At 59.8% G+C, this 25,416-nt stretch carries 21 protein-coding genes and 1 tRNA gene; 10 read left to right on the top strand and 12 right to left on the bottom strand.

Annotated features, from left to right (window positions below; all coding sequences use genetic code 11):
- Positions 1–61 precede the first annotated feature (61 nt).
- Complete coding sequence (locus ACR0NA_RS07320; RefSeq protein WP_480727488.1) at positions 62–580, top strand: YHS domain-containing (seleno)protein; 519 nt, start codon at positions 62–64, stop codon at positions 578–580.
- 71 nt (positions 581–651) lie between these two features.
- On the opposite strand, the gene ACR0NA_RS07315 is transcribed toward ACR0NA_RS07320, so the two are convergent.
- Both ACR0NA_RS07315 and metF read right to left on the bottom strand, forming a co-directional pair.
- Positions 652–1,281: a J domain-containing protein gene (locus ACR0NA_RS07315; protein WP_480727487.1), complete on the bottom strand. Its 630-nt coding sequence runs from the start codon at positions 1,279–1,281 to the stop codon at positions 652–654.
- A 252-nt stretch (positions 1,282–1,533) separates the two neighbouring features.
- Positions 1,534–2,400 carry a methylenetetrahydrofolate reductase [NAD(P)H] gene (gene metF, locus ACR0NA_RS07310; protein WP_480727486.1) on the bottom strand — a complete coding sequence of 289 codons (867 nt, stop codon included), beginning with the start codon at positions 2,398–2,400 and terminating at the stop codon, positions 1,534–1,536.
- A gap of 95 nt (positions 2,401–2,495) precedes the next feature.
- Between metF and ACR0NA_RS07305 the strand changes: the two genes are divergently transcribed.
- Both ACR0NA_RS07305 and ACR0NA_RS07300 read left to right on the top strand, forming a co-directional pair.
- The gene (locus tag ACR0NA_RS07305) at positions 2,496–3,401 is read left to right on the top strand and encodes a LysR family transcriptional regulator (protein ID WP_480727485.1); all 906 of its coding nucleotides are present in this window, start codon (positions 2,496–2,498) and stop codon (positions 3,399–3,401) included.
- Between the two features lie 107 nt (positions 3,402–3,508).
- On the top strand, positions 3,509–4,294 hold the full coding sequence (locus tag ACR0NA_RS07300) for an inositol monophosphatase family protein (protein WP_480727484.1): 786 nt from the start codon (positions 3,509–3,511) through the stop codon (positions 4,292–4,294).
- Positions 4,295–4,402: 108 nt separating this feature from the next.
- Here ACR0NA_RS07300 and bhcD read toward each other — a convergent pair whose 3' ends face one another.
- From bhcD to bhcA, 4 genes are read right to left on the bottom strand one after another with little or no spacing between them, the layout of a single operon-like run.
- Positions 4,403–5,389 carry an iminosuccinate reductase BhcD gene (gene bhcD, locus ACR0NA_RS07295; protein WP_480727483.1) on the bottom strand — a complete coding sequence of 329 codons (987 nt, stop codon included), beginning with the start codon at positions 5,387–5,389 and terminating at the stop codon, positions 4,403–4,405.
- Positions 5,390–5,408: 19 nt separating this feature from the next.
- A complete protein-coding gene (gene bhcC / locus ACR0NA_RS07290) occupies positions 5,409–6,572 on the bottom strand; it encodes a 3-hydroxy-D-aspartate aldolase BhcC (RefSeq protein ID WP_480727482.1) in 1,164 nt (387 codons plus the stop codon).
- A 13-nt stretch (positions 6,573–6,585) separates the two neighbouring features.
- The gene (gene bhcB / locus ACR0NA_RS07285; protein WP_480448711.1) at positions 6,586–7,557 is read right to left on the bottom strand and encodes a beta-hydroxyaspartate dehydratase BhcB; all 972 of its coding nucleotides are present in this window, start codon (positions 7,555–7,557) and stop codon (positions 6,586–6,588) included.
- Between the two features lie 11 nt (positions 7,558–7,568).
- Positions 7,569–8,759 (bottom strand): L-aspartate--glyoxylate aminotransferase BhcA, encoded by a 1,191-nt coding sequence (bhcA, locus tag ACR0NA_RS07280; protein ID WP_480727480.1) that lies wholly within the window; start codon positions 8,757–8,759, stop codon positions 7,569–7,571.
- Between the two features lie 201 nt (positions 8,760–8,960).
- On the opposite strand from bhcA, the gene ACR0NA_RS07275 reads away from it, so the two are divergent.
- A complete protein-coding gene (locus ACR0NA_RS07275; RefSeq protein ID WP_480727478.1) occupies positions 8,961–9,791 on the top strand; it encodes an IclR family transcriptional regulator in 831 nt (276 codons plus the stop codon).
- Here ACR0NA_RS07275 and ACR0NA_RS07270 read toward each other — a convergent pair.
- Genes ACR0NA_RS07270 through putA form a run of 3 tightly spaced genes read right to left on the bottom strand, consistent with a single transcriptional unit; the run spans position 9,764 to position 14,321 of the window.
- Complete coding sequence (locus ACR0NA_RS07270; protein ID WP_480727476.1) at positions 9,764–10,138, bottom strand: GFA family protein; 375 nt, start codon at positions 10,136–10,138, stop codon at positions 9,764–9,766. The genes ACR0NA_RS07275 and ACR0NA_RS07270 overlap by 28 nt on opposite strands.
- Positions 10,135–10,878: a rhomboid family intramembrane serine protease gene (locus ACR0NA_RS07265; protein ID WP_480727474.1), complete on the bottom strand. Its 744-nt coding sequence runs from the start codon at positions 10,876–10,878 to the stop codon at positions 10,135–10,137. The genes ACR0NA_RS07270 and ACR0NA_RS07265 overlap by 4 nt, the downstream gene beginning before the upstream one ends.
- A 41-nt stretch (positions 10,879–10,919) precedes the next feature.
- Positions 10,920–14,321 (bottom strand): bifunctional proline dehydrogenase/L-glutamate gamma-semialdehyde dehydrogenase PutA, encoded by a 3,402-nt coding sequence (gene putA, locus ACR0NA_RS07260; protein ID WP_480727472.1) that lies wholly within the window; start codon positions 14,319–14,321, stop codon positions 10,920–10,922.
- Positions 14,322–14,424: 103 nt separating this feature from the next.
- Here putA and ACR0NA_RS07255 point away from each other — a divergent pair, with 103 nt between their 5' ends.
- Both ACR0NA_RS07255 and ACR0NA_RS07250 read left to right on the top strand, forming a co-directional pair.
- The gene (locus ACR0NA_RS07255; RefSeq protein WP_480727470.1) at positions 14,425–14,913 is read left to right on the top strand and encodes an Lrp/AsnC family transcriptional regulator; all 489 of its coding nucleotides are present in this window, start codon (positions 14,425–14,427) and stop codon (positions 14,911–14,913) included.
- A gap of 30 nt (positions 14,914–14,943) precedes the next feature.
- A complete protein-coding gene (locus ACR0NA_RS07250) occupies positions 14,944–15,504 on the top strand; it encodes a tetratricopeptide repeat protein (protein WP_480727468.1) in 561 nt (186 codons plus the stop codon).
- 63 nt (positions 15,505–15,567) lie between these two features.
- Here ACR0NA_RS07250 and ACR0NA_RS07245 read toward each other — a convergent pair whose 3' ends face one another.
- Both ACR0NA_RS07245 and ACR0NA_RS07240 read right to left on the bottom strand, forming a co-directional pair.
- Positions 15,568–17,457: a PhoX family protein gene (locus ACR0NA_RS07245; RefSeq protein ID WP_480727466.1), complete on the bottom strand. Its 1,890-nt coding sequence runs from the start codon at positions 17,455–17,457 to the stop codon at positions 15,568–15,570.
- A 191-nt stretch (positions 17,458–17,648) separates the two neighbouring features.
- Complete coding sequence (locus tag ACR0NA_RS07240; protein ID WP_480727463.1) at positions 17,649–19,292, bottom strand: hypothetical protein; 1,644 nt, start codon at positions 19,290–19,292, stop codon at positions 17,649–17,651.
- Positions 19,293–19,488: 196 nt separating this feature from the next.
- On the opposite strand from ACR0NA_RS07240, the gene ACR0NA_RS07235 reads away from it, so the two are divergent.
- The 4 genes from ACR0NA_RS07235 to ACR0NA_RS07220 all read left to right on the top strand — a co-directional run bounded on the left by ACR0NA_RS07235 (position 19,489) and on the right by ACR0NA_RS07220 (position 24,499).
- Positions 19,489–19,562: transfer RNA gene (locus ACR0NA_RS07235), tRNA-Gly, on the top strand.
- Positions 19,563–19,691: 129 nt separating this feature from the next.
- Positions 19,692–21,515: an ABC transporter transmembrane domain-containing protein gene (locus ACR0NA_RS07230; protein WP_480727461.1), complete on the top strand. Its 1,824-nt coding sequence runs from the start codon at positions 19,692–19,694 to the stop codon at positions 21,513–21,515.
- Positions 21,516–21,673: 158 nt separating this feature from the next.
- The gene (locus ACR0NA_RS07225; protein ID WP_480727458.1) at positions 21,674–23,563 is read left to right on the top strand and encodes an acyl-CoA synthetase; all 1,890 of its coding nucleotides are present in this window, start codon (positions 21,674–21,676) and stop codon (positions 23,561–23,563) included.
- A 12-nt stretch (positions 23,564–23,575) separates the two neighbouring features.
- The gene (locus ACR0NA_RS07220; protein WP_480727456.1) at positions 23,576–24,499 is read left to right on the top strand and encodes an alpha/beta hydrolase; all 924 of its coding nucleotides are present in this window, start codon (positions 23,576–23,578) and stop codon (positions 24,497–24,499) included.
- Positions 24,500–24,532: 33 nt separating this feature from the next.
- On the opposite strand, the gene ACR0NA_RS07215 is transcribed toward ACR0NA_RS07220, so the two are convergent.
- A complete protein-coding gene (locus tag ACR0NA_RS07215) occupies positions 24,533–25,369 on the bottom strand; it encodes an alkaline phosphatase family protein (protein ID WP_480727454.1) in 837 nt (278 codons plus the stop codon).
- Between the last annotated feature and the right edge of the window lie 47 nt (positions 25,370–25,416).

Here is a 25,416-nt window from a genome sequence, read left to right as displayed (position 1 = left end):
GTCTGGTCAGTCCTGCCGAACAGGCATCTGAGAAACTGTCGATCCGAAAAGGAACCGCCTAATGAAACGATTTGCTTTTAGCTTTGCTGCAGCCATGGTTATGGCCGTCCCGGCATTTGCCGGACCTCAATATGTCGACGGCACCGGCTTTGCCGTGTCCGGCTATGATGTCGTGGCCTATCGCAGTCTGGAGCAGGTGCCGGTAGGGCAGACCCAGCCCGAAGGTGTGCGCGGCCGCGCCGACATCACGGCTGACTATAACGGATCGACCTGGGCGTTCGCGACCGAGGAAAATCGCGACAAGTTTCTCGAAAACCCGGAATATTACGCGCCGCAATTCGACGGTCACTGTGCTTATGGCGTATCACGCGGCGGCAAGGTTCCTGCCAATCCAAACCTGTGGCGGATTGTGGATGACAAGCTGTATCTGAACATCACCGATGTGGTTGTCGGGTTCTGGGAAGAGGATGTTCCCGGTAATATCAATCTGGCGGGCGGCAACTGGCCGGGCATCGAGCCGGACGACGCATCGACCAGCGTCATCCCGAAATGGACATCGGAAGGCCCGGTTTCCAACTGATCGGTTCGCCGAAATTGAATTTTGCCCGGGTCACCAGTGACCCGGGTTTTTTCATGCGTTTACCCGTTGTGTCAGGTCATAAATTCGCGGCGGTTCTCGCGGCTGGCTTGGAACCGGACCTTCACGCTTTTGGCGCCAGGAAACTTGCGTTCGCGAATCCCGTCGGGGACGATGATTTCGCCTGCGCCTGCGCTTTTTGACTGAAAGGACAGCACCTCGGTCGTCAATCTGCGGGACGCATCCAGAATAGACGTCGGCAACGCCACCCGGTTGCCGCCCTCGCAGACCGATGTGGCGACAAAATAAGTCAGATGGCGGCCATGGCAGCCCACGGCGTCAGGAATGTGTTCCGCGGGTTTGTCCGGGCTTGCGTCGTCCATATCTGCGACAAGCTGGCCCCGGCAGGCCTCAATCTCTTGCGGGCTCAGGTCTATAATGCGCGATCTGAGTTTTGGTCGCCGCGGCTTTGGCGGCCCCTCCGGGTCGGACCGGCCGTTTTTCGTTAGGCCGTCCTCGCGCAACAAATCAAAGGCTGCTTTCGCACGGGCAAAATCAACGTGATCACCACCGGCATGATCCGGGTGCGCCCGAAATGCCACCCGCCTCCACGCCTCGCGGATTTCGTCTGAACTTGCAGTTTGTGCGACACCAAGATCCCTGAGCGCAGCCGCCCGGGCCTGGATTCTGTCAACTGGCTCCATACCAAAATACTCTTTAAACACTTACAGTTATTACCCTTGGCCCCCGCCATGGTTTTGTCAAATTTGAAGGGTTTTTGAACCTGTGGGGCAAACAATCCATGGGTGCCGCCGGTTTTGTTCCCGTGGCTTGGTTCAATCCATGTCGGAGGCGTGAAATTACACCGTCAGGGTTTTGCCGGGACTATCAGTGTCCGTGATCGGGATTCGCGGGCATCGGCAAAGAGTTATCGCACATTATACAAGGGGCAGGTGTCAGGCGACGTTCTGCAGATCGACCTTTGGCGTGACACCCAGCGCAAAACAGACGTCGCGCGTCAGTTCCGGCCGGTTGAGCGTATAGAAATGCAGCTTGTCCACACCGCCCTCAATCAGATCCGTACAAAGCTCGGTGCAAAGTGCGGTGGCAAGCAGGTCTTCGCGGTCGTCACGCTGCGCTTTTGAGAATGCGTTTTCAACCCAATCGGGGATGTGTGTGCCGCAGCGTCTGGCAAAGTTGCGTGCGCCCTTCCAGTTCTCGATCGGCAGAATTCCGGGCGTGATCGGTTTGTCTATCCCTGCCTTTTCGCAGGCGTCGCGGAAGCGGAAAAACGTCTCGGCCTCGAAAAAGAATTGGGTCAGCGCTTCGTCGGCACCGGCGTCCAGCTTGGCCTTGAGCCAGTCGACGTCCGAGGCGGAATTGGGCGCTTCGGGGTGAATGTCGGGATAGGCGCCCACACGAATGGTGAACTTGCCCGTATCAGAAAGCGCCTCGATCAGCTCGACAGAGTTCGCGAATCCGCCGGGGTGGGGCTGAAATCGGCCTTGTCCCTTGGGTGGATCGCCGCGCAGGGCCACAATCTCGCTCACGCCCGCATCGGCAAAGGTGTCTGCGATGGCAAGCGTTTCTTCGCGGGTTGCCTGCACACAGGTCAGATGCGCCGCGACATTCAGGCCCGAGGTTTTATGAAGCGTTGCCACGGCTTCGCGGGTCAGTTCGCGAGTCGTGCCGCCCGCACCGTAAGTGACAGATACAAAACGTGGGGCAAGGGGCGTTAGCGTATGCACCGTATCCCAAAGACGGAACGACGCCTCAAGGTTCTGCGGCGGAAAGAACTCAAAGGATACTTCTGGCGTGTTCATCGGCTGTCATCTCACTTTTTCTGCCCTCTTGTTACATTTTAGGAATTGTGAGACAAACTCATAATTCTCAAGAACAACATGAGCGGTATTTGCGGATGCATATCGAGTTTCGCCACCTGCGCACCATTAAGGCAATCCATGAATGCGGGGGGCTGGCCCGCGCGGCGGATCAGCTGAACATCACGCAATCCGCTCTTAGCCATCAGATCAAGGGGTTGGAGGATCAGGCAGGGGTCGAACTTTTTCTGCGCCGGTCCAAGCCGATGAAGCTGTCGGCCGCGGGGGTGCGCCTGTTGCGGCTGGCCGAACAGATTCTGCCGCAGGTCGAGGCGATGCAGGCTGAATTTACCTCTCTCAGGGACGGACGCACGGGGCGGATGCATATCGCCATTGAGTGCCATGCCTGTTTTGAGTGGCTGTTTCCGGTGCTGGAATCGTTCCGCAAGTCGTGGCCGGATGTGGATGTCGATATCCGGCCGGGACTGGCGTTTGACGCCCTGCCTGCCTTGCAGAAGGAAGAGGTCGATCTGGTCGTTTCATCGGACCCGGAAGACCTGCCCGGCGTCGAATTTGTCGAGCTTTTCGATTATAATGCAGTGTTTGTCGCGGCGTCCTCGCATCCGCTGGCGCTGAAGGATTTTATCGAAGCCGAAGATTTCCGGGGGCAGACCCTGATCACGTATCCGGTGGAACGGACACGGCTGGATGTGTTCAGCCAGCTGTTGATCCCAGCGCGCGTGGAACCGGCGGCGATCCGTCAGGTGGAACTGACGGCAGTGATCCTGTTGCTGGTCGCCTCGAACCGCGGCGTTTCGGTGTTGCCGGACTGGGTTGTGCGCGAGGTCAAATACAACTCGGACTATGTAACGCGGCCATTGACGCAGGCAGGTATCACGCGTCGGCTTTATGCCGCTGTCCGGTCAGAGGATCTGGAAAAACCGTTCGTTCAGGAACTGGTCAAGCTGGCGCGCGTCGAGGCCAAAAGGTTGCAGGCACAATGACATCTGACCCGGCGCTGAGAGGAAGGCTGCTATGCGCATCATTCCTCTTGGCAATGTCGCCTTGCGCCAGTATACGCGCGGTTTGACCGGACAGGAGCCTTTTGACAATGGTTGGCAGTGCAAATCTCAACATCATGATCAAGGCCGCGCGCAAGGCGGGGCGTTCTCTGGTCAAGGATTTTCGTGAGGTCGAGAACCTGCAGGTATCGATGAAGGGGGCGGGCGACTTTGTGTCCAAGGCCGACATCGCTGCCGAGGCGATCCTGAAAGAGGAACTGCTGGGCGCGCGCCCGGCCTATGGCTGGCTGGCCGAAGAAGGCGGCGCGATCGACGGTGAGGACCCCACCCGCCGTTGGATCGTCGATCCGCTGGACGGTACGACGAACTTTCTGCACGGGCTGCCGCACTGGGCAGTCTCTATCGCGCTGGAGCATAAGGGCAAGATCGTTGCGGGCGTGATCTATGACGCAGCCAAGGACGAGATGTTCTTTGCCGAAAAAGGTGAAGGCGCGTGGATGAATGATACCCGCATCCGCGTTTCGGGCCGTCACCGGATGATCGAGTCGATTTTCGCCACCGGGCTACCCTTTGGCGGCCGATCCGACCTGCCCGCCACCCTGCAGGATCTGGCACGTCTTATGCCGCTGTGTGCGGGTGTGCGTCGCTGGGGATCCGCAGCGCTTGATATGGCCTACGTTGCTGCTGGCCGTTACGAAGGGTTCTGGGAACGGCGCCTGAACGCGTGGGATGTGGCGGCCGGGATCATTATCGTGAAAGAGGCGGGCGGCTTTGTGCAGCCGCTGAACCCTGAGGGCAGTGTGCTGTCAGATGGTGAAGTGGTCTGCGCCAACGAACCGATCTTTGACAATTTCGCCAAGGTCATCCGGGGCTGAGCCCCAATCCGGCGCAAAGCGCCGGAGCCTCCGGCGGCCGTATTTGTTACAAGAAGAAGTTGCCCGGCTGTGCCAATCTCAGCCGGGCTTTGTTTTTGGTTGGTTGGATCAGAGCGCGGCGCGTTGCGCCAACCCGGCCTCATCCGCCAGTCGCGCGGCCACCGAAGCGACAGCCAGATCCTGAAGCCCGACCCCGGTTCCGTCAAACAGGGTGATTTCGGTGTCGCTGCTGCGCCCGGCATGATCACCGTTGATGACCGCACCAATCGGTGTGATTGCCGTTTCTGCCAGAGCACCGGAGGCCACGGCATGCTGTGCTTCGCCGATTGAAACGGACTGTGCAACTTCGTCCGTGAATACGGTGGCAGTGGCGACAAGATCGGCGTCCACTTCCTGTTTGCCTTTGGTGTCGGTGCCCATGCAGGCCAGATGGGTGCCGGGTTTGATCCAGTCTTTCATCAGCAGCGGTTCAAAAGCCGAGGTGATGGTAATGATGACATCCGCCTGAGCGCCCAGTTCCTGTTGTGACACGGGCTGGAACTCCAACCCCAGTTCCTCGGCCACTTTGGCCAGCCGGGGCAGCATTTCCGGGTGCGGGTTCCAGGCCACGACCTTTTCGAAACTGCGCTGCTCGGCTGCGGCCCGCAACTGAAAGGCGGACTGGTGGCCAGCGCCGACCATGCCCAGAACTTTTGCATCCTGTCTTGCCAGATGGGCGATGGAGACGGCCGAGGACGCGGCCGTGCGAACCGCAGTCAGGTAGTTGCCGCCCACGAGGGCCGACAATTTGCCGGTATCCGGGTCGAACAGAAAGACTGTGGATTGGTGGTTGGTCAGACCCTTGTCGGCATTTCCCGGCCAGTATCCGCCCGATTTGACGCCCAGCACCTTTCCGGCCCGGTCGAAGCCGGATTTGAAACCGTAAAGTGCATCGGCATGGCCGATCGCCTCGCGGATGACCGGGAAATTATAGGCGTCCTTGCGGGCCATGGCGGCAAAAACCGCCTCAACCGCGTCGAAGGCTTCCTTGCGCCCGACAAGTTTCTCGCAGAGGTCCTCGTTAATGATCAGCAGACCGTCAGTCGTGGTGTTCATGATTTCTCCGTCCCGCATCTCAGTACGCCTTGCCGCGGGCAGAAACCGGCCACAGCGCTTCGACCTTGCCGTCGCGGACGCCGACATACCAGTCATGCACATTGCAGGTCGGATCACAGTGACCGGGGACGAGACGCAGTTTGTCGTTCACCTTGAGCACACCGTCGGGATCACCGATCACGCCGTGTTCATCCGAACATTTCAAATATTCCACATCGTCGCGCCCGTAGATGAAAGGCAGGCCGCTGTCGACGGATTGCGCCTTGAGGCCCGCGTCGCAGATCGCCTTGTCCGTCTTGGCGTGGCTCATGACGCTGGTCAGAAGGAACAGCGCATTTTCCCATTCGCCCTGATCGATGCGGTTGCCATCCTTGTCCAGAATGCGCCCGTAATCGGCATCCATGAAGGCGTAGGAGCCGCATTGCAGCTCGTTATAAACACCCGAGTTCGCCTCGAAGTAATACGAGCCGGTTCCACCGCCCGAGACGAGTTCACACTCGATCCCTTCAGCCTTGAGGCCGTCCACAGCGTCCCTGACCATGGCAATGGCGATGTCGAGTTTTTCCTTGCGCGCCTCGTAAGTGTCCAGATGCTGCATCGCGCCCTGATAGGCCTGAATGCCGGTGAATTTCAGGTTCGGGGCTGCCTGAACGGCCTTGGCGATGGCAATCACATCCTCGGTCGAGCCGACTCCGCAGCGGCCAGCGCCGCAATCGATTTCGACAAACACTTCCAGCGTTGTGCCGTGTTTTTGCGCGGCTGCCGACAGGTCTGCAACGTTGTCGATGTCGTCCACGCACACAATGGTCCGGGCGCCAAAGTTGGGCAGTTGCGCCAGACGGTCGATCTTGGCCGGGTCGCGCACCTGGTTCGAGACGAGGACATCCTTGATGCCGCCGCGGGCAAAAACCTCGGCCTCGGAGACTTTCTGGCAGCAGACGCCCACGGCGCCGCCCAGTTGTTCCTGCAGCTTCGCCACATCCACGGATTTGTGCATCTTTCCGTGAACGCGGTGGCGCATTCCGTGCGCCTTGGCATAGTCGCCCATCTTCTTGATATTGCGCTCAAGCGCGTCCAGATCGAGGATCAGGCAGGGCGTCTGAATTTCGCTTTCGTCCATGCCGATTGCGGCCGGGATATCAAAGCCGACATCCAGTTCTTCGATGTTGACGGGTTTGTTCATTGTTCTTCCTCTCTTACCCTTTGAGCCAGGGCAGTTTGTCCAGATCCACGTTGCCGCCGGTGACGATCACGCCAACGCGTTTGCCTTTGAACGTGTCCGGGTTTTTCAGAATGGTCGCGAGCGGCACGGCCGAAGATGGCTCCATCACCACGCGCAGGTATTTCCAGGTGAGTTTCATCGCATCGATGATCTCTTGCTCGGACGCGGTGAAGATGTCGGTTACGTGGTTCGAGACGAAGTGCCAGGTGTTTTCCTTGAGCGGAACCAAAAGGCCGTCGGCGACCGTTTTTGGCGCATCATCGGCGATGATGTGACCAGCCTTGAATGAACGGTAGGCGTCGTCGGCCTGCTCGGGCTCGGCGGCGTAGATGCCTGTTTCCGGGGCGAGGTTCGAAACGGTCAGGCAAGTGCCCGAGATCATCCCACCGCCGCCGATCGGAGCCACGACGGCATCCAGCCCGTCGGTCTGTTCCAGCAGTTCCGCTGAACATGTGGCCTGACCAGCGATCACACGCAGGTCGTTATAGGGGTGCACGAACTCGCCGCCTGTGCGTGCCTGAACCTCGGCAAATGTCGCCTCGCGGGACGAGGTCGAGGGCTCGCATTCGGTGATTGTGCCACCATAGCGGCGCACCGCGTCCTTTTTGGCCTGAGGCGCGGTACGTGGCATCACGACGTTGCAGGGAATGCCCCGGCGACCCGCCGCATAGGATAGCGACAGGGCGTGGTTGCCTGATGAGTGCGTGCAGACACCTTTTTCAGCCATCTCATCGCTGAGGCCAAAGACCGCGTTGCAGGCACCGCGCACTTTGAAGGCGCCGGCCTCCTGAAAGTTCTCGCATTTGAAGAACAGCTCGGCACCGGACACCTCGTTCAGATAGTCCGAGGTCATGACGGGCGTGCGCCGGATATGCGGTTTGATCCGTGCGTGGGCCGCGCGCATGTCGTCGATTGTCAATTCTGCCGCTGTTATTTGATCCAGCATCGCGGGCCTCCTCATGCGGCTGCTTTGGCGCTGCCTGCGTGGGTGGCACGGAAATAGTCCTGCGCCGCAGCCACGCCGCTGCCAAGTTTGATCGGATAGTTCAGGTCGGCCATGGCCATTTCGATGGTGGCCAGACCCGACAACACCATCACATCCGTCAGGCTGCCCAGATGGCCGATACGGAAGGCTTTGCCGTTCATCTGCCCAAGGCCGATCCCGAATGAGACACCATAGGCGTTGAAGGCGTGATCCGTCAGGGCATTGCTGTCGAAGCCGTCCGGGACGTAAATCGCACTGACAGTGTCAGAATACAGATCGGGGGATTGGGCGACAAGTTTCAGCCCCCATGCATCGACAGCGCGGCGCACGCCCTCGGCCAGCCGGAAGTGGCGGGCATAAACGTTCTCCAGCCCTTCTTCGAACAGCATCTTCAGGCTTTCCCGCATGCCATAGATCAGCTGAAGTGGCGGCGTGTAGGGGAACCCGCCGGACGCATTTGCATCCATCATGTCACGGAAATCGAAGAAGGTGCGCGGCAGCCTTGCCGAACCCATCGCGTCCAGTGCCTTGGGGCTGACACACAGGATCGCCATGCCCGTTGCCAGCATGAACCCCTTTTGCGAGCCCGATACGGCGATATCCACGCCCCAGCGGTCGAACTGGAAATCCATGGAAGCCAGAGAGCTGACGCAATCCACGAACAGCATGGCCGGGTGATCGGACGCATCCATCGCGCGGCGCAGCGCCGCGATGTCCGAGCGCACGCCGGTTGCCGTTTCATTGTGCGTGGCCAGAACGGCGCGAATTTCGTGGTTCTTGTCCGATGACAGGATTTCCTGAAACCTGTCCGCTGGCGCGCCGCTGCCCCACGGGCAGTCGATGATCTGCACATCCAGCCCATGACGCTGGCACAGGTCGATCCAGCGATGGCTGAACACGCCGTAACGTGCGACGAGGATCTTGTCGCCGGGGCTGAGTGTGTTGGTGATCGCCGCCTCCCAGCCGCCGGTGCCGCTGGCCGGAAAGGTCACGACCTGGCCCTGCGTGGTGCCGAATACCTTTTTGGTGTCCTCAAGAACCGGCGCGAAAGTTTCCACGAAATCTGGCGCGCGGTGATCCTGTGTCTGAACCTGCATCGCAAGGCGAAGCCGATCCGGGATGTTTGTGGGTCCGGGAATAAAGACCGGGTTCTGGTTTGACATCGCTGTGTCCTCCGCTTTGAAGGAAATTCTTGCGAAAAACAGCAACGGGTGCAATTTTCTTGAAAAGCATTTTCATTTTTGCAATAAAATATATAACACATTATTATTAATGGATTTTCATTTTATTGATTTTGGTAGAAATGAAGCCGGGACCAAATTAATTTTCCGAGGTAGGGCCCCGGACAGCAGGAGTTTGATGGAATGGAGACTCAGAAACGACCGCGTGGCAGGCCCAAGTCCCTGTTCAAGGAAAGCTCGGCAGGAACCATGCAGTCGCTGGATCGGGCGCTTGGCGTTCTGACTTCTGTGGCGCGTTACGAACGTTCGACCCTCAGCGATCTGTCGCGTGAGGTTGGGGTGCCCACGGCCACGACGCATCGCATTCTGACCACCATGCAAAAGCATGGTTACGTGGCTTTCGATGACGAGCGGCAGGAATGGATGATCGGGATCGAGGCGTATCGGACTGGTGCGTCCTTTCTCAAGCGCAACAGTGTGCTGGAAATCGGGCGTCCAATACTGCGGCGGTTGATGCAGGAGAGTGGTGAAACGGCCAATCTGGCGGTTCCGGATGGCAACGAGGTCGTGTTTGTCGGTCAGGTCGAAACTGCAAATCCGATCCGGGCGTTTTTCCCGCCGGGTGCACGCACGCCGATGTATGCCTCGGGCACGGGCAAGGCGATACTGGCGGCGATGTCTGAGGAGACGCTGCAAAAGGTGCTGGCAGCGACAGAGTTGGAGGGCTTTACGGATTGCACCCTGTTGCCCGAAAGCAAGTTGCTGGCAGATTTGGCGGAGACGCGGGAACGCGGCTGGTCTCATGACCGCGAGGAACGATATGTGGGTATGTCCTGCATTGGTGCGGTCATCTTTAACGAGCGGCGCGAACCCTGTGCGGGGATATCGGTTTCCGGTCCGACGGTAAGGTTCGGTGATGCGCGCGCAGCAGAGCTTGGGATGCTGGTATCAGAAGCCGCCTTGGAGATCACGCGCCTGAGCGGCGGTCAGGTGCCGGACCTGTCAGATGGGTGATTGACGCCGTCGTTCCACGGGATGTCTCCATGGGTTCGCGGATTGCCACCTTCGATGCAGCCTAGATTGACGCCGCATTCCGCCGGGTCCGAGCGGCGCTGGTGATAGACATAAATCCCGCAGGTTTTGCAGAAATAGTGTTTGGCCGTCTTTGTGCCCCAGCTGTAGAGGCCAAGGTTGTCTGCCCCTTTCAGGACTTTCAGTGAGGCTGTCGTGGCCGTGACCGCAGCCGCGCCGCGGCGGATGCAGAACGAACAATCACAGCGCGCGGCCGAGGCGAGGCCTTGTGGAAAATCCGCCTCGATCTCGACCGCGCAGCAGTGGCAGGTGGCTTTCATACGGTTCATTTGCGCGGCACCCTTGGAATGCGGGATTGAGAGAGTTTGTATTTGTGTTCGGGATGCGGCGGGTGCCCTTGCGTGCGATTCCAGAATTGCGGGCCGCCGCGTTTCAGCCAAAGGGGTATGCACAGTATCAATCCGACAAAGAACCCACCGGTATGGGCCCAATAGGCAACGCCGCCTTCGTCGGGATTGGCGCTGAAGCTGCCAAGGAACTGCATTCCCAGCCAGACGCCCAGCATGATGAAGGCGGAAACGGAAAAGACCCGGAAATAGACGATCAGGATCAGCAGGATATCGACGCGCGCCTTGGGAAACATCAGCAGGTAGCCACCCATCACACCAGCGATGGCCCCGGATGCACCGACGGTGGGCACGACCGAACCCGGGGCAGTGGCGACATGGATCAGCCCCGCGCCGATACCGCTGACCAGATAAAACAGCAGAAACGGCAGATGGCCCATTTCATCTTCGAGGTTGTCGCCGAAGATCCACAGGAACAGCATGTTACCGGCCAGATGCATCCAACCACCATGCAGGAACATCGACGTCACCAGTGTTTCGAACCCGAACCCGTCCGAGATCCGCGCCGGGATGACCGCGTAGTCGAAAAAGAACCGGTTGATCAGGCGCGCATCCTCCATGATCCCCACATAGCTCAGGAAAATCAGGATATTGGCGGCTATCAGGGCATAGACGACGTAGGGCGTGCGGCCCGACGGGTTGTGATCGCGTATCGGAAACATGGGGCGACGCTGGGCTTTTGTGCGCCCAGCGTCAAGGTCACTTATGCCGCACCACCCAGCAGGGCCGCGTTGCCGCCCGCGGCGGTGGTATCGACGCAGACATGGCGTTCACCCAGCACCCTTGCACGGTCCGGTCGACCGGGGATCATCGGCACAATCGGCCCGGAGCGCCGGGCAAGGTGACGTTCGATTTCGCGGGCGGTCTCTTCGTCCCCCCACCACAGAACGCCGGAAATGCCTTCGATGTTCTCAAGCCTGTGCAGATCCAGATTTCCGGTTGCCCGGATTGCGGTTCCACCCAGTGCCTTCACCGCGTCGGCCTGCGCGCCTGCGGCCTGGTCTCCCGGGCCCATGCACAGCAGCGGCGCGCGGGGAATTTCGCTGAGACGGTTGGATTCGCCGGTCGGGCCGGGCAGGGAGTGGGTTTGCGCCGGGGCCGGGTCACCTTCGCTGGTGGGAAGGCCGGTCATCACCGTGCCCCATGTGTCCTGGCTTGTTTGCCGGTCCGGGACGCAAAAGCGGGCCATATAGTTCGGACCGCCAGCCTTGGGGCCTGTGCCAGACAAGCCTTCGCCCCCGAATGGCTGCGAGCCGACGATGGCGCCGATCTGGTTGCGGTTGACATAGATGTTGCCCGCATGGACCGCCTCGGTCACGTGTTGCACGCGGTCGTCGATCCGGGTGTGCAGGCCGAATGTCAGGCCATAGCCCGTAGCGTTGATGTCGGCAATCACCTGATCGATTTCCTGCGATTTGAAGCGGGCGACATGCAGGACGGGGCCGAAAATCTCGCGCTCCAGCGCGGCGATGCCCGGGATTTCGATCAGAGTGGGTGCGATGAACGTGCCCTCGGGCGGGGGGGCGAGTTCCTTGAGGACACGCCCTTCGGCCCGGGCCTTGGCCACGTGATCGGCAATTCCCTGTCTTGCCTGATCGTCGATAACAGGCCCGCTGTCGGTCGAGATCAGCCACGGATCACCGATACTCAGCGCGTCCATCGCACCTTTGAGCATGGTCAGAACGTCATCGGCGATATCTTCCTGAAGATAGAGGCAGCGCAGCGCCGAGCAGCGCTGACCCGCCGACTGGAACGCGCTTTCGACAACAGATTGCACAGCCTGTTCGGGCAGGGCGGTGCTGTCTACGATCATCGCGTTCAGGCCACCGGTTTCGGCGATCAGGGGCGTGCCCGGGCGCAGGTTTTCGGCCATCGCGGCCCGGATTTTGAGCGCGGTTGCGGTTGATCCGGTGAAGGCCACGCCGGAAACTCGCGGGTCCGATGTCAGCGCGGCGCCGACCGCCGGACCGCCGGGCAACAGTTGCAGCACGTCGCGTGGAACCCCGGCTTCGTGCAGCAGCTGTACGGCGCGGTGCGCGATCAGCGGGGTCTGTGGCGCGGGTTTGGCCAGCACTGCGTTGCCGGTGGCCAAAGCTGCCGAAATCTGCCCGGTGAAAATTGCCAGTGGGAAATTCCAGGGGCTGATGCAGGTGAATGTACCTGCCGGTTTGGCGTCTGGAATGTTGGCCGCGTAATAGCGCAGGAAATCCACCGCCTCCCGCAGTTCGGCGACCGCGTCCATCAGGGATTTGCCTGCCTCACGTGCGAGCAGGGCAAAGAGTTCGCCGTAGTTTGCCTCATAAAGGTCGGCGGCTGCGTTCAGAATTCCGGCCCTTTCTTCCGGAGATGCCCGCCAGATGGATGCCGATGCCAGCGCCAGTTCGACATCCGCAGCACTTGCTGGTGCGACCGATCCGGGCTTGTCCTGTGGATGCGCCGGGTTGGCGACCGTTTCGTCGGCTTCGGGTTGCGCATCTTCTGACAAAAGCGGGCGGGCATACCAGTGATAGGCGCGGAACGTATCGCGCTGGGCGTCGATGGTGTCGAGCGTCGGCGTGTGCCTGAGGTCGAAGCCACGCGAGTTTGGGCGTTCGGGGGCAAACAATTCCGGTCCTGTCGGCAAGGCTGGTGCCGGTTCCTGAACCGTTTCGAACGGATCGGCGGCAACGTCCTCGGGTGGCACATTTTCGTCCACGATCTGGTTGACGAAGGAACTGTTGGCGCCGTTTTCCAGAAGGCGGCGCACCAGATAGGCCAACAGGTCACGGTGGGCACCGACCGGGGCATAGATGCGGCAGCGCGATTTCTGACCGTCCATCACCAGTTGGTGCAGCGTTTCGCCCATGCCGTGCAGCCGCTGGAATTCGAACGGCTGATCGTCGGCCATATGCAGGATCGCGCTGACCGTATGGGCGTTGTGGGTAGCGAATTGCGGGTAGATCCGGTCGGTCATGCCCAGCAGCTTGCGGGCATTGGCGATGTACGAGACGTCGGTTGCGGCCTTTTTGGTGAAAACGGGAAACCCATCGACGCCTTCGACCTGAGCGCGCTTGATCTCGGTATCCCAATACGCGCCCTTGACCAGCCGAACCATCAGCTTGCGGTCGTGGCGCTGTGCCATGTCATACAGCGTGTCCAGCACCAGACCGGCGCGCGGGCCATAAGCCTGCACGACGATACCGAAACCGTCCCAGCCAGACAGGGCCGGTTCGGCCATGACGGCCTCGATGACCTGCAGCGACAGGGACAGGCGGTCTGCCTCTTCTGCGTCCACATTCAGGCCCATGCCCGCCGCCTTGGCCAGCAAGGCCAGCGCGCGTAGGCGCGGAACCAGTTCGTCCATGACCCGTTCTTCCTGTGCAAGTTCATAGCGCGGGTGCAGGGCGGACAGTTTGACCGAGATGCCCGGATTGGCGCGAATGTCGTCATGCGTGCAGGCCTCGGCAATGGCTGCGATGGCACGGGAATAGGACAGGTGATAGCGCGCGGCGTCGGCCTCGGTCCGGGCGGCTTCGCCCAGCATGTCGTAGGAGTAGGTGTATCCCTTGCTCTCCATCCCTTTCGCGCGGTCCATGGCGGATTGAATGGTTTCACCCAGAACGAACTGGCGGCCCATCTCTTTCATGGCGCGGCCGACGGCGGTGCGGATCACCGGTTCGCCCAGCCGCTTTATCGCGCCGCGCAAGGCGCTTACGGGGGAGGATTTGCCTTCGTCGAGAACCTTGCCGGTCAGCATCAATGCCCAGGTCGATGCATTCACCAGAGACGAAGATGAATGCCCAAGGTGTTTGCCCCAGTCGGACGGGGCGATCTTGTCCTCGATCAGGGCGTCGATCGTGTCGGCATCGGGTACACGCAGCAACGCTTCGGCCAGACACATAAGCGCCACGCCTTCGTCGGTGGACAGGCCGTATTCAGCCAGAAACACCTCCATCAAGCCGGGTGACGTACTGGATCTGATATCGCGCACCAGCTGGGCCGCCGCATTGCAAATCGCCTGACGATCCGAAGGGGACAGCGCGGCCTGTGCAGTCAGGGCGTCAAGGATCGCGGACTGATCGGCATAGGTCTGGTTGTCGATGAGTGTGCGCAGGGCGTGTGTCATGGTCTCTCCGAGCTTTTTGTCTAGCATAGTTGTAAAAATGCAGGACAAACTCCCGAATTATTGTGTAGTAAGTGCATATGGACTGAATATTAGGGTCATTACGATGCAAATGGACTTTCCTGACTTGGACCGGTTCGATCAGGCCATCTTGAGGGTCATCGCTGAGGATGGGCGGATTTCGGTTGCCGATCTGTCGCGGCGCATAGGGTTGTCGAAATCGCCGACGCAGGCCCGCCTGAAACGGCTTGAGGCCGAAGGCGTCATCACCGGGTATCGCGCGATGGTAGACCCGATCCGGCTGGGGCTGGACCATGTGGCCTTTGTCGAGGTGCGGCTGACCGACACGCGTGAGAAGGCATTGGCGGAATTTAATGCCGCCGTGCGCAGGATCGCCGAGATTGAGCAGGCGCATATGATCGCCAGCAATTTCGACTATCTCCTCAAGGTTCGGACCCGCTCAATGTCAGAGTACCGTGCGGTTCTGGCCGAGAAGATTTCTTCGCTGCCGCATGTGGCGAATACATCGACATTTGTGGCGATGGAGGCGGTGAAAGAGACCGGTCTGCTGAATCCGGGTGAAGACATCGGTTGACCGGGCAGGGGATTGCGCCACTTGTGGGGTATGAAAAAAGCCATAGCCATAAGCGTTGCGTTGATTGCAGGTGCCGGTACGGCCGGGGCCTGTCCAGATGCCCCGGATCATATCGCGGGGGTGGATGAGCTTATCCGGGAGATTCAGTCGGCAGAGACCGAGGTTGAGGCACGGGGAATTTCAGGGCGTATGTGGGAGTTGTGGATGGACGCCCCCGATACAAGGTCAAAGGCCCTTTTGGATCGGGGCATGTCGCGGCGTGAAGGGTGGGATCTGCTCGGCGCGCTTGAAGAGTTCAATGCGCTGGTCGAGTACTGCCCGGACTATGCCGAAGGGTACAATCAGCGCGCTTTCGTCAATTATCTGAGACATGATTTCCCTGCGGCCCTGAATGATCTGGACCGGGCGCTTGAGTTGTCGCCGAACCATGTCGCGGCGATGAGCGGGCGCGCCTTGTCGTTGATGGGGCTGAAGCGGATGGAAGAGGCGCGCGCAGCCCTGGCCGATGCACTTGTGCTGAACCCGTGGCTTCCCGAAAGGCAACTGCTGAAACCCGGCGGTTTGCTGGAGCCACCCGGCGAGGATATCTGAGCCTTGTACAGAAAAACGCCCCCAAGCGGTCAGCCTGGGAGCGTTTGAAGATTGTAAATCCGATCAGCCGACAAGTCCGTTGTCGTCACGCTTGATGGTGATCACCGCCGAACGCGGGGTGCCCCCGTCGGGCCAGTTGCTGCCGGGGTGCTGGATGCCGACAAACATGGTGCGCAGGTCGCCGGACCACGCCAGACCGGTAACTTCGCAGCCATTTGGTCCGGTCATGAACCGCGCAATCTCGCCGGTCACCGGGTCGCCGACCAGCATCTGGTTGTTGCCGTTGCCGGTGAAGTCTTCTTCGTTGTCGTCATTGCCGTCGGTTTGAATCCAGACCAGACCGGTCGAGTCGATTGCCATGCCGTCGGGCGAGTTGAACAGGTTGCCCTCGTTCATGTTGTCCGAACCGGCGCGCGCGTCGTCGTGGACGGTCGGGTTGCCCGCCATCACATAAAGATCCCAGTCGAACCCGTTGGCGGCGTGATCCTCGTCGGCCGGGCGCCAGCGGACGATCTGGCCGTACTTGTTGGCTTCGCGCGGGTTGGGGCCATTGGCCGGGGTGTCGTCGCCACCGGCATTCGGTTTGACACCGCGGTTCTTGTTGTTGGTCAGGCAGCAATATGCCTCGATCGCGACCGGACTGGAGGCGACCCATTCGGGGCGGTCCATGGTGGTGCCGCCCGCGGCCGAGGCTGCCATGCGGGTGAAGATCAGGATTTCAGCCGCGTCCATGCCGGTGGTTTCCGGCGTCAACGGCAGCCATTCACCGGTCATGTCATCGTTGAATTTGGCGACATAAAGTGTGCCGTCGTTCAGCAGGCTTTCGGTTTCGCCACCGGGCTGGTAGGTGTCGTTCGAGACGAACCGATAGAGGTATTCGCCGCGTTCGTCGTCACCCATATAGACAACCACGCGACCGTCCCTGGCCAGCGCGACCTCGGCATTCTCGTGCTTGAAACGGCCCAGGCCGGTGTGTTTGACCGGGGTGCTGTCGGGCTTGGTGGGGTCGATTTCCACGATCCAGCCCGCGCGGTGCGGCTCGTTTGGGTTTTTCGAGGTGTCGAAACGCGCGTCGAACAGTTCGTAGCCATTCCAGCTTTCGGCTTTCACGCCATAGCGCTTCATGCCATCGGCAACCTTCTGGTCATAGGTCGCGCCTTCGTCGGTCGAGCCGAAATAGCCGTTGAAGTTTTCTTCGCAGGTCAGGTAGGTGCCCCATGGCGTCTTGCCGGCGCCGCAGTTGTTCAGCGTACCCAGCGAGGTTGTCCCGGTCGGGTCGGCCTCGGTTTTCAGCAGGTCGTGACCGGCAGCGGGGCCAACGATTTTCATCGGCGTGTTGTGGTGGATGCGGCGATTGAAGGGGCTGTCCTTCACCACCGACCAGCCCTCGGGACCTTCGGTGATTTCCATCACGGTCACGCCCTGAATGTTCTGGAACTTGCGCACGTCATCGGCGCTGGCGGGCTTGCCTTCCTGCGCGGCGGGCAGGTTGATCTTGCGGTTGGGATATTCGTGGTTGATGGCGATCAGTTCGCGGCCCTGATAGGAAAAGGTCTCCATGCCATCGGTGTTTTCACCGAATACCTTGTCCGAATTTTCGACGGGACCACCATCGGTAATGTCATAGCCGTTAGCATCCGAGAATAGCGGATCGCCCCAGCGCATCAGCATGTTCCAGGAATACCCTTCGGGAACATGAACGGTGCCGTCGGTTTGTGCGGCAATCGGAGTGAAGGCAAAGCGCCTGCCTTCGATCGCGTGGGCCGCACCTGAACTCAGCAGTCCTGCTCCCATTGCTGCTGCGCCCGACCCGAAGGCGAGGACGCCACCGAGAAATCCACGGCGCGATATCGCGCTTTCGACGACGCGGTCAAAGTCGTTTTCTTCGGGGCGGGGGAAATGCAGCTCGTCCCAATCGTCTGCGGACAGATTGGTGGGGTCGGCGTCTTTCATGGATGGCTCCTGGCTGTCAGAATCAACGTGCTGTCAGGGTGTAGAATGCGTTTGTGACAGGTAATTGACAGTTGGAACAAGTACAGGGGGCAAGTCCCCCAAAATCACTTTTTTGCGAAAGCGTCATGCGCATGGGCGCAGCCACAGACCCATCCGTCCTGTGGCCACCCTGCGTTAGAGCGTTTGGTTTGTCAGGCGGCCTTAGCCTTGCTTCGGCAATAGCACGATGCGTGAACCGGTACGGTTGCACGTGCTGCTGCCTGATCCAGCTGCAGCTTGATGTGCCTTGCCTCGGTTTGCTCACCACGTCTGACAAGGCATTCGTGCAGGCCGTGCAGGCTCCAGATATTGCGCGGGTGCTGACAGGCACGGGCAAGGGTGTCGTCCAGCCCCAGATCGGCGCGATAGACCGCCTCGGCCTCGTCAAAACGCTGGTCTTCCATCAGCAAGGCCCCAAGGGCATGGCGCGTTGGTTGCATCCAGCCCCACGGCTCGTCATAGACCAGATTGTCATCCAGTTCGACCGAGCGGTGCAGATGTCCAAGCCCGCCTTGACGGTCGCCGGATTTAAACGCGATCTCACCGTCCATCATGGCTTCGCCGATCATCAGTACATCCTCGGCAGTGTTGTTGAAGACCAGACGGCTTTCGGGAACGGCCTTGCGCGCCTCGACGGCCAGTTCGCGTTCTTTGCGGGCCTCATCCATGCGACCCAGATTGGCCAGCGCAACGGCGCGGGCCTGACGCATGGCGGCAAACGTATAGCTATAAAGTTCGCGGTCCTCCGGGAATGGTTCGTTCAGGATTTCATCCCACTGTCCGAAACGGACCATCACGTGGATTTTCTTGCCGTAAAACGACTCGAACAAATCCGGGAAAAAGCGGATCACGTTGTCGGGTAACATGCGCATCAGTTCCTCGGACGCGGCAAGGGCCTTTTCCGGCTGGCCAAGGAACATGGCCCCATAGGCCTCGAAATGCACGTTGTGAACGCGGTAGACGGTATAGAAATTCTCACCACCCGCCATCGCCTCGTATTTCCGATCCACCTGTGCGGCACGATGATTGCGCCAGACTACGTTTTGGTAGTCGCCGCACAATACGTCGATATGGGTCGCCATATGCACAAGGTGGCCACTGTCCGGCACCAAATCGACCAGCCGGTCGCCATGACGCAGCGCCTTTTCGGGTGTGGGCGACATCTCCATCAGGTGAATGTACATGTGCAGCAGACCGGGATGGTCCCAAGCGCCCGGTAATGTATCGAATGCCGTTTCCAGAACGGTCTGAGCTTCTTCGGTCGAAGCACCTTCGGCAGGTTTGCCCTGTTTCAGATCCCAGAGCTGCCATGGCGTTCGGTTCATCAACGCCTCGGCAAAGATCGAGGCCACGTCCAGATCCGCAGAGTGTTCGGCATAGACCTTGCGCATGGATTCGGAGAATGCATCGTTCCATGGCCCGTAGTCTTCTATTTCTGGATCAGTTGGGAAGCGGTGGGACAGGGCCTCGATCAACGCGGCCTCAAGGGGTGTCACTGCATCGCGCAGCGCCATGGCATCTGTGACGGACCGGTGGGCGCGTTGCAGCATTGAAACTTTTTCTTCGGGTTCAAAGAACTCCCACGGTTTGTTGTAGTTGGGTGCGATTGCAAAGGCGACGCCCCAATGCGCCATGCCGCAATTTGCGTCCAGTTCAATCGCCTTCTCGAAACACTCCGCAGCGGCTTCGTGGTTGAACCCGAAAAGCCAGACGAGTCCCTGATCAAACGCCTTTTTCGCCCCGGATGAGGATGTTGTGATATTGCGGGAATAGGTACCCAGGTCAAATTCCGTCATCGTGAATTTCCCCCGTATGTAAAAAATGCATCAATTGCCGCGCGGTGACGCCCGCGGCGGCAATTGGATGTGGGGATCATAGCATAAAAGGCGCCTGACTGCCGCCCCGGTGTGCGGAGGGGTCGAAAAGGCGGCAAGAACCGAATTTCCGTTCTTGACGCCCGAACGCGCATGGAATAATCAGCCCAGACGCTGAGCGGGTATAGCTTAATGGTAAAGCCCCTGCCTTCCAAGCAGATTATGTCGGTTCGATTCCGTCTACCCGCTCCAGTTCAGCCCAAAATTCGATTGCGTCAAATGGCCCCCGTTGCCGTAGTGTGGTGCCGCGCTTCTTGACCCCGCGCGCGACTGTCGCCAAGAAGCGGGCACCAGTGTAAGATCAAGATGCAAGGGCCAGACATGGCAAGAACCCAGTCAGCGAAATCCGTAACCACCCCTGCTCCGGGGGCGAGTGAAGAGCGGGCTGGCTCGAAAAAGCTGGGCGTCCTTGGATCGCTTTGGCCGTTCATGCGGCCCTATCGCATGTTGATGATCGGTGCGACGCTGGCGTTGATCGTGACGGCGAGTATGTCACTGACGCTGCCGCTGGCAGTTCGTCGGGTTGTCGACCATTTCCGGATCGAAGATGGCGAGTTGCTGGATCAGTATTTTCTGGCGGCGCTCGGGATTGCGGCCATTCTCGCCGTCGGGACCGGGATTCGCTATGCGTTGGTGACCCGGCTGGGCGAGAGGGTCGTGGCGGATATCCGAAAGGCCGTGTTCGACAGGGTCATCAGCATGAGCCCGGAATTTTACGAGCGCATCATGACAGGTGAGGTGCTGAGCCGGATCACGACCGATACGACCCTGATCCAGTCGGTTCTGGGTTCCTCGGTTTCGATCGCGCTGCGCAACATGCTGATGTTCGTCGGTGGTCTGGTCCTGATGTTGCTGACCTCGGCCAAGCTGACGGGGATGGTTTTGTTGCTCATTCCGATTGTGGTGGTTCCGATTTTGGTTCTGGGGCGGCGGTTGCGGGTTATCAGCCGGGAAAATCAGGACTGGATTGCAGCATCCTCGGGCAATGCCGGTGAGGCGCTGGGCGCGGTTCAGACCGTGCAGGCCTTTACCCACGAGCAGGCCAGCCGCAAGCAGTTCGGCGATTTGACCGAGACGTCGTATACCGTGTCCCTGCGCCGCATTCAGACGCGTGCGATTTTGACGGTGATTGTCATTTTCCTTGTTTTTTCCGGGATCGTTGGCGTGCTTTGGATGGGGGCGATTGACGTCCGTAACGGGCTCATGTCCGAAGGCGTTCTGATCCAGTTCGTCATCTATGCGGTGATCATGGCGGGATCGGTCGCAGCCCTTTCGGAAATCTGGAGCGAGCTTCAGCGCGCGGCGGGTGCAACGGAGCGTCTGATCGAACTGCTGAATGCGCAGGATACAGTCAACAACCCCTTGCGCCCCAAAGCGCTGCCGCAGCCGGTGCGGGGTGAGATCGGGTTCAACGATGTAAGCTTCCGATATCCGTCGCGACCGGATGTCGTGGCGCTGGACGAACTTACGCTGACCGTCAATCCGGGCGAAACGGTTGCGTTTGTGGGACCATCCGGTGCGGGAAAGACAACCGTCATTCAGATGATCCAGCGGTTCTATGACCCGGATTCGGGGCGCGTGACGCTGGATGGCATGGATCTGCGCGACCTCGACCGGTCGGATTTCCGTCGGTTCATGGCCCTTGTCCCACAGGACCCGGTGATTTTTGCCGCCTCGGCGCGCGAGAACATTCGGTTTGGCCGGTTGGATGCCACAGATGCCGAGGTTGAGGCGGCCGCCCGCGCCGCGGCGGCGCATGATTTCATTTCGGCCCTGCCCGAAAGCTATGACAGCTTTGTCGGTGAGCGTGGTGTCATGCTGTCCGGTGGGCAAAAGCAGCGGATCGCCATTGCACGGGCGATCCTGCGCGATGCGCCGGTTCTGCTGTTGGACGAGGCGACCTCGGCCCTTGATGCGGAAAGCGAACGCGCCGTCCAGGGTGCCGTTGACGAGATGCGGGCCGGGCGTACCACCTTGATCGTTGCACACCGTCTGGCGACGGTCAAAAAGGCCGACAGGATCGTGGTGATGGAGGCCGGGCGTATCGTCGCGCAGGGTACCCATGACGATCTGGTGGCGCAGGATGGCCTGTACGCGCGTCTGGCGCGGTTGCAGTTCACCGATGGCGCGGTTGCCGCAGAATGATGTGACGCCCCGGCACTCTGACTTTCGCCGCAGCGTCATTCTACATATTCCTGACCCCAACCGTTAAGCCCGCGCTTGCACAGGCGCGGATTTGTTTCCATCTTGGCATGGAACAAAAATGCCTGTGCAGGACACGGGAGAATACGGGGAGGAGCCGCATGGCGTTCGTGGGTTTGGAAGACAAGATACGGGTCGAGCAGGAAATGCCGTGGGAGGATCGGGATGTCCCGGTGACGTTCCATCAGCTTTTGTCGCGCACGGCAGAAAAATTTCCGAACCACAAGGCGATCAGCTTTCAGTTGCTTTCTGGCCCGACCGACAAGGCCGAGACGCTGACCTGGTCCGACCTTTTGGGCAAGGTCAATCAGGCCGCCAACCTGTTCCGCTCGCTGGGTGTGGGCGAAAAGGATGTGGTGGCCTATGTGCTGCCAAACTGTAACGAAACGCTGATCACGATGATGGGCGGTGCGATTGCGGGGATCGTGAACCCGATCAACCCGTTGCTTGAGCCCGAACAGATCGCCGCAATTCTGCGCGAGACCGGGGCGAAGGTCGTGGTCACGCTCAAGTCGTTTCCCAAGACGGATGTTGCGCAGAAGGTGGAAGAGGCGGTGCGCCATGCGCCAAGCGTCAACACGATTCTGGAAATTGATCTGAACCGTTATCTGACGCCTCCTAAATCGTGGCTGGTGCCTTTCCTGCGTCCCAAGATGGGCGACAAAGAGCATCTGGCCCATGCAGATTACAAGAACTTCAATCAGGAACTGGCCAAACAGCCCACGACCCTGACGTTCGAAGACAGCAAAGAGGACCGCGTCGCCTGTTACTTCCATACCGGCGGGACAACCGGGATGCCGAAAGTGGCGCAGCACAAGTACTCCGGCCTGATCTACAATGGCTGGTTGGGCAATACGCTGCTGTTTGACGAAAACGACGTCATCATGTGCCCTCTGCCCATGTTCCACGTCTTTGCCGTCCACGTGATTGTCATGGCGGCCGTGTCATCCGGTGCGCATGTGATTTTCCCGACGCCCGCCGGGTATCGCGGCGATGGGGTATTCGACAATTTCTGGAAGCTGATTGAACGCTGGAAGGTCTCGTTCATCATTACGGTGCCGACGGCCATTTCCGCCAAGATGCAGCGGCCCGTGGATGCCGATATCTCGTCGGTGAAAACCGCGTTTTCGGGATCGGCGCCATTGCCGGTGGAACTGTTCAATCGCTTTGAAAAAGCCACGGGCGTCACCATCGTCGAAGGGTATGGCCTGACCGAGGCGACATGTCTTGTGTCGTGCAACCCGGTGGATGGTGAGAAAAAGATCGGCTCGATCGGTATTCCGTTCCCTTATACGGACGTAAAAATCCTTCGGGATGGGCCGGATGGGCCAGCAGAATGTGCCGTGGATGAGATTGGAGAAATCTGCATCTCGAACCCCGGCGTGTATGCGGGCAACACCTATACCGAAGCGGACAAGAACAAGGATCTGTATCACTTTGATTCGTATCTGCGCACCGGCGATCTGGGGCGGTTCGACGAAGATGGATATCTGTGGATCACGGGCCGCGCTAAGGATCTGATCATTCGCGGCGGTCACAATATCGACCCGGCCGAGATCGAAGAGGCGCTGCTGGGTCACGAAGCCGTGGCGTTTGCCGGGGCGATCGGTCAGCCGGATGCCCATTCCGGAGAGGTTCCCTGCGCCTTTGTCGAACTGGTCGAGGGCGGTAAGACGACCGAGGAAGAGTTGCTGGAATACTGCAAGGTTCACGTCCACGAACGCGCTGCCCAGCCAAAGCACATGACCATCCTGACGGAACTGCCCAAGACTGCCGTCGGCAAGGTGTTCAAGCCGGAGTTGAGAAAACAGGCGATCACCCGAATCTATAACGGTGCCCTTGAAACGGCGGGTGTGTCCGCGCGGGTTGTTTCCGTGATTGACGACAAAAAACGCGGACTTGTCGCGCAGCTTGACGCGAACGGCTCCACCGAGGACGATGTGAACAAGGTGCTGGGATCATTCACCCGGCCTTGGGAATGGGCAGCCTGACCGGGAGGGGCAATGGACTATGAGCGTCTGATCGACGAGGAAACCTGGGCTTTCATCAGGCGGACAGCGGAATGTTATCCCGACGACGCGGTCGGGATGTCCATCGCCGATCAGCGCCGCGTCTATGACAATCTGTGCCGAACGTTCCGGCGGCCCCGTCCGGCCGGTGTCGAAACAGAGGATCTGATGGCGGATGGCGTGCCGGTTCGCATTTACAGTGCCGGCTATCCGACGCGGACCGTGATTTACATCCATGGCGGTGGCTTTGTGCTGGGCGGTCTGGACAGTCATGACGATGTCTGTGCCGAGATTTGCGCGCAGACCGGGTACCGCGTGGTTGCGGTAGACTACCGATTGTGTCCCGAAGAGCTTCACCCGGTTCAGTTTCAGGATTGTTGGACGGCGACGGAATGGGCAGCCGGGGAATTTGGTGATCCGCTGGTTTTGGCGGGTGACAGCGCCGGGGGGAACCTTGCAGCGGCAGTGTCGCACCATGCCAGAGGTCGTTTGGAGCCCATTCTGGGGCAGGTTCTGATTTACCCTGTGCTTGGCGGTGACACCAACGAAGGGTCCTATCTGGAACATGCCCATGCGCCGCTGCTGACGCGCGAGGATGTCCTGTACTACGAGAAAATCCGGTGTGGTGGCGAGGTTCCCGAAAGCGATCCGACTTATGCTCCGCTGGCCGATACGGATTTTTCGGGGCTGCCGCCCACGGTTGTGGTGACCGCCGATTGCGACCCTCTGAGGGACGATGGAAAAGAGTATTGCGCAAAGATCACCGAAGCCGGAGGTCACGCAAAGTGGATCAACGAAGCGGGTCTTGTGCACGGATACCTGCGCGCGCGCAGTTCGGTGACGCGCGCCGCAGACAGTTTCGAACGCATTTCGGTGGCGATCGAGGCGCTGGGGCAGGGCCTTTGGTCTTATGAGTGATCAGGCCACCTTGGGCGGCCTGATGCTTTCATCTCACTTGAGGAACGATGCGGCCTTCATCGTATCGGCCACGGGCGCACCCATGCGGTTCAGGATCGTGGGTGCAAGCTGTCGCTGATCGATCACGTAGTCTTCGGCAGGGCCTTCGGCATCCCCAAAGTAGTACAAGGCTGTTTCCTGCTGCAGCGGTCCGCGCCCGCCGTGGTGGCCGCGTTCATCCTGCCCGTGGTCAGCGGTCACGATCACCTCGTACCCCAATTGCCGCCAGCGAGGGATGAACGGCGCCAGCATTTCGTCCGCGACGAAACAGGCATGGTCCATCTCTTGGCAATCGTGAAAGAAACGATGCCCCATGCTGTCCAGCGTGCAGGTGTGCAGAATGCCGTAGTCCAGCCCAAAGCGCATGCACAGATTGGTCAGCGTTGCAAAGAGATCGACATCGGATGGTGTCATCTGATTGTCGTGGCCATAGCCGGTCATGGAATGAAACCGACCATGGTTGATCGTTTTGCTGTCCGGCTCGTCATATTCGATGTCGCGGACGTAGTCGAAGGGATGCCGGTTGAAAAACTGTGACCAGTAGCTGTGCGTCACAGCGCCGGTGGTACCGCCCGCCTCACGCACCTGGCTGAATATGTCTTTGTGGCTAAGCCGAAAGACATTGCCGTTGCCGGTGCAGCCGTGTTCCTGCGGGGACACGCCGGTGTGGATCGACGCATAGCAACTGGCCGAGGTCGATGGCAGCACCGCCTTGAGCTTCCATACGCGGGCCTCGCCGCTGTCCACCCAGCCTTCGAGATTGCCGAACAGACGGCGGAAATTGCGCCATGGCACGCCGTCCAGAATGATCAGTAGAAATTTGCGGTCCATTCTGCACCCCTTTTCATGCAGTTTTGTCGAAGACGACCATAGAAGAT

The organism is Ruegeria sp. C11, assembly GCF_056537725.1.
Note: the sequence above shows the minus strand (reverse complement) of the source record. Positions and strands in the feature narration are given on the sequence as shown.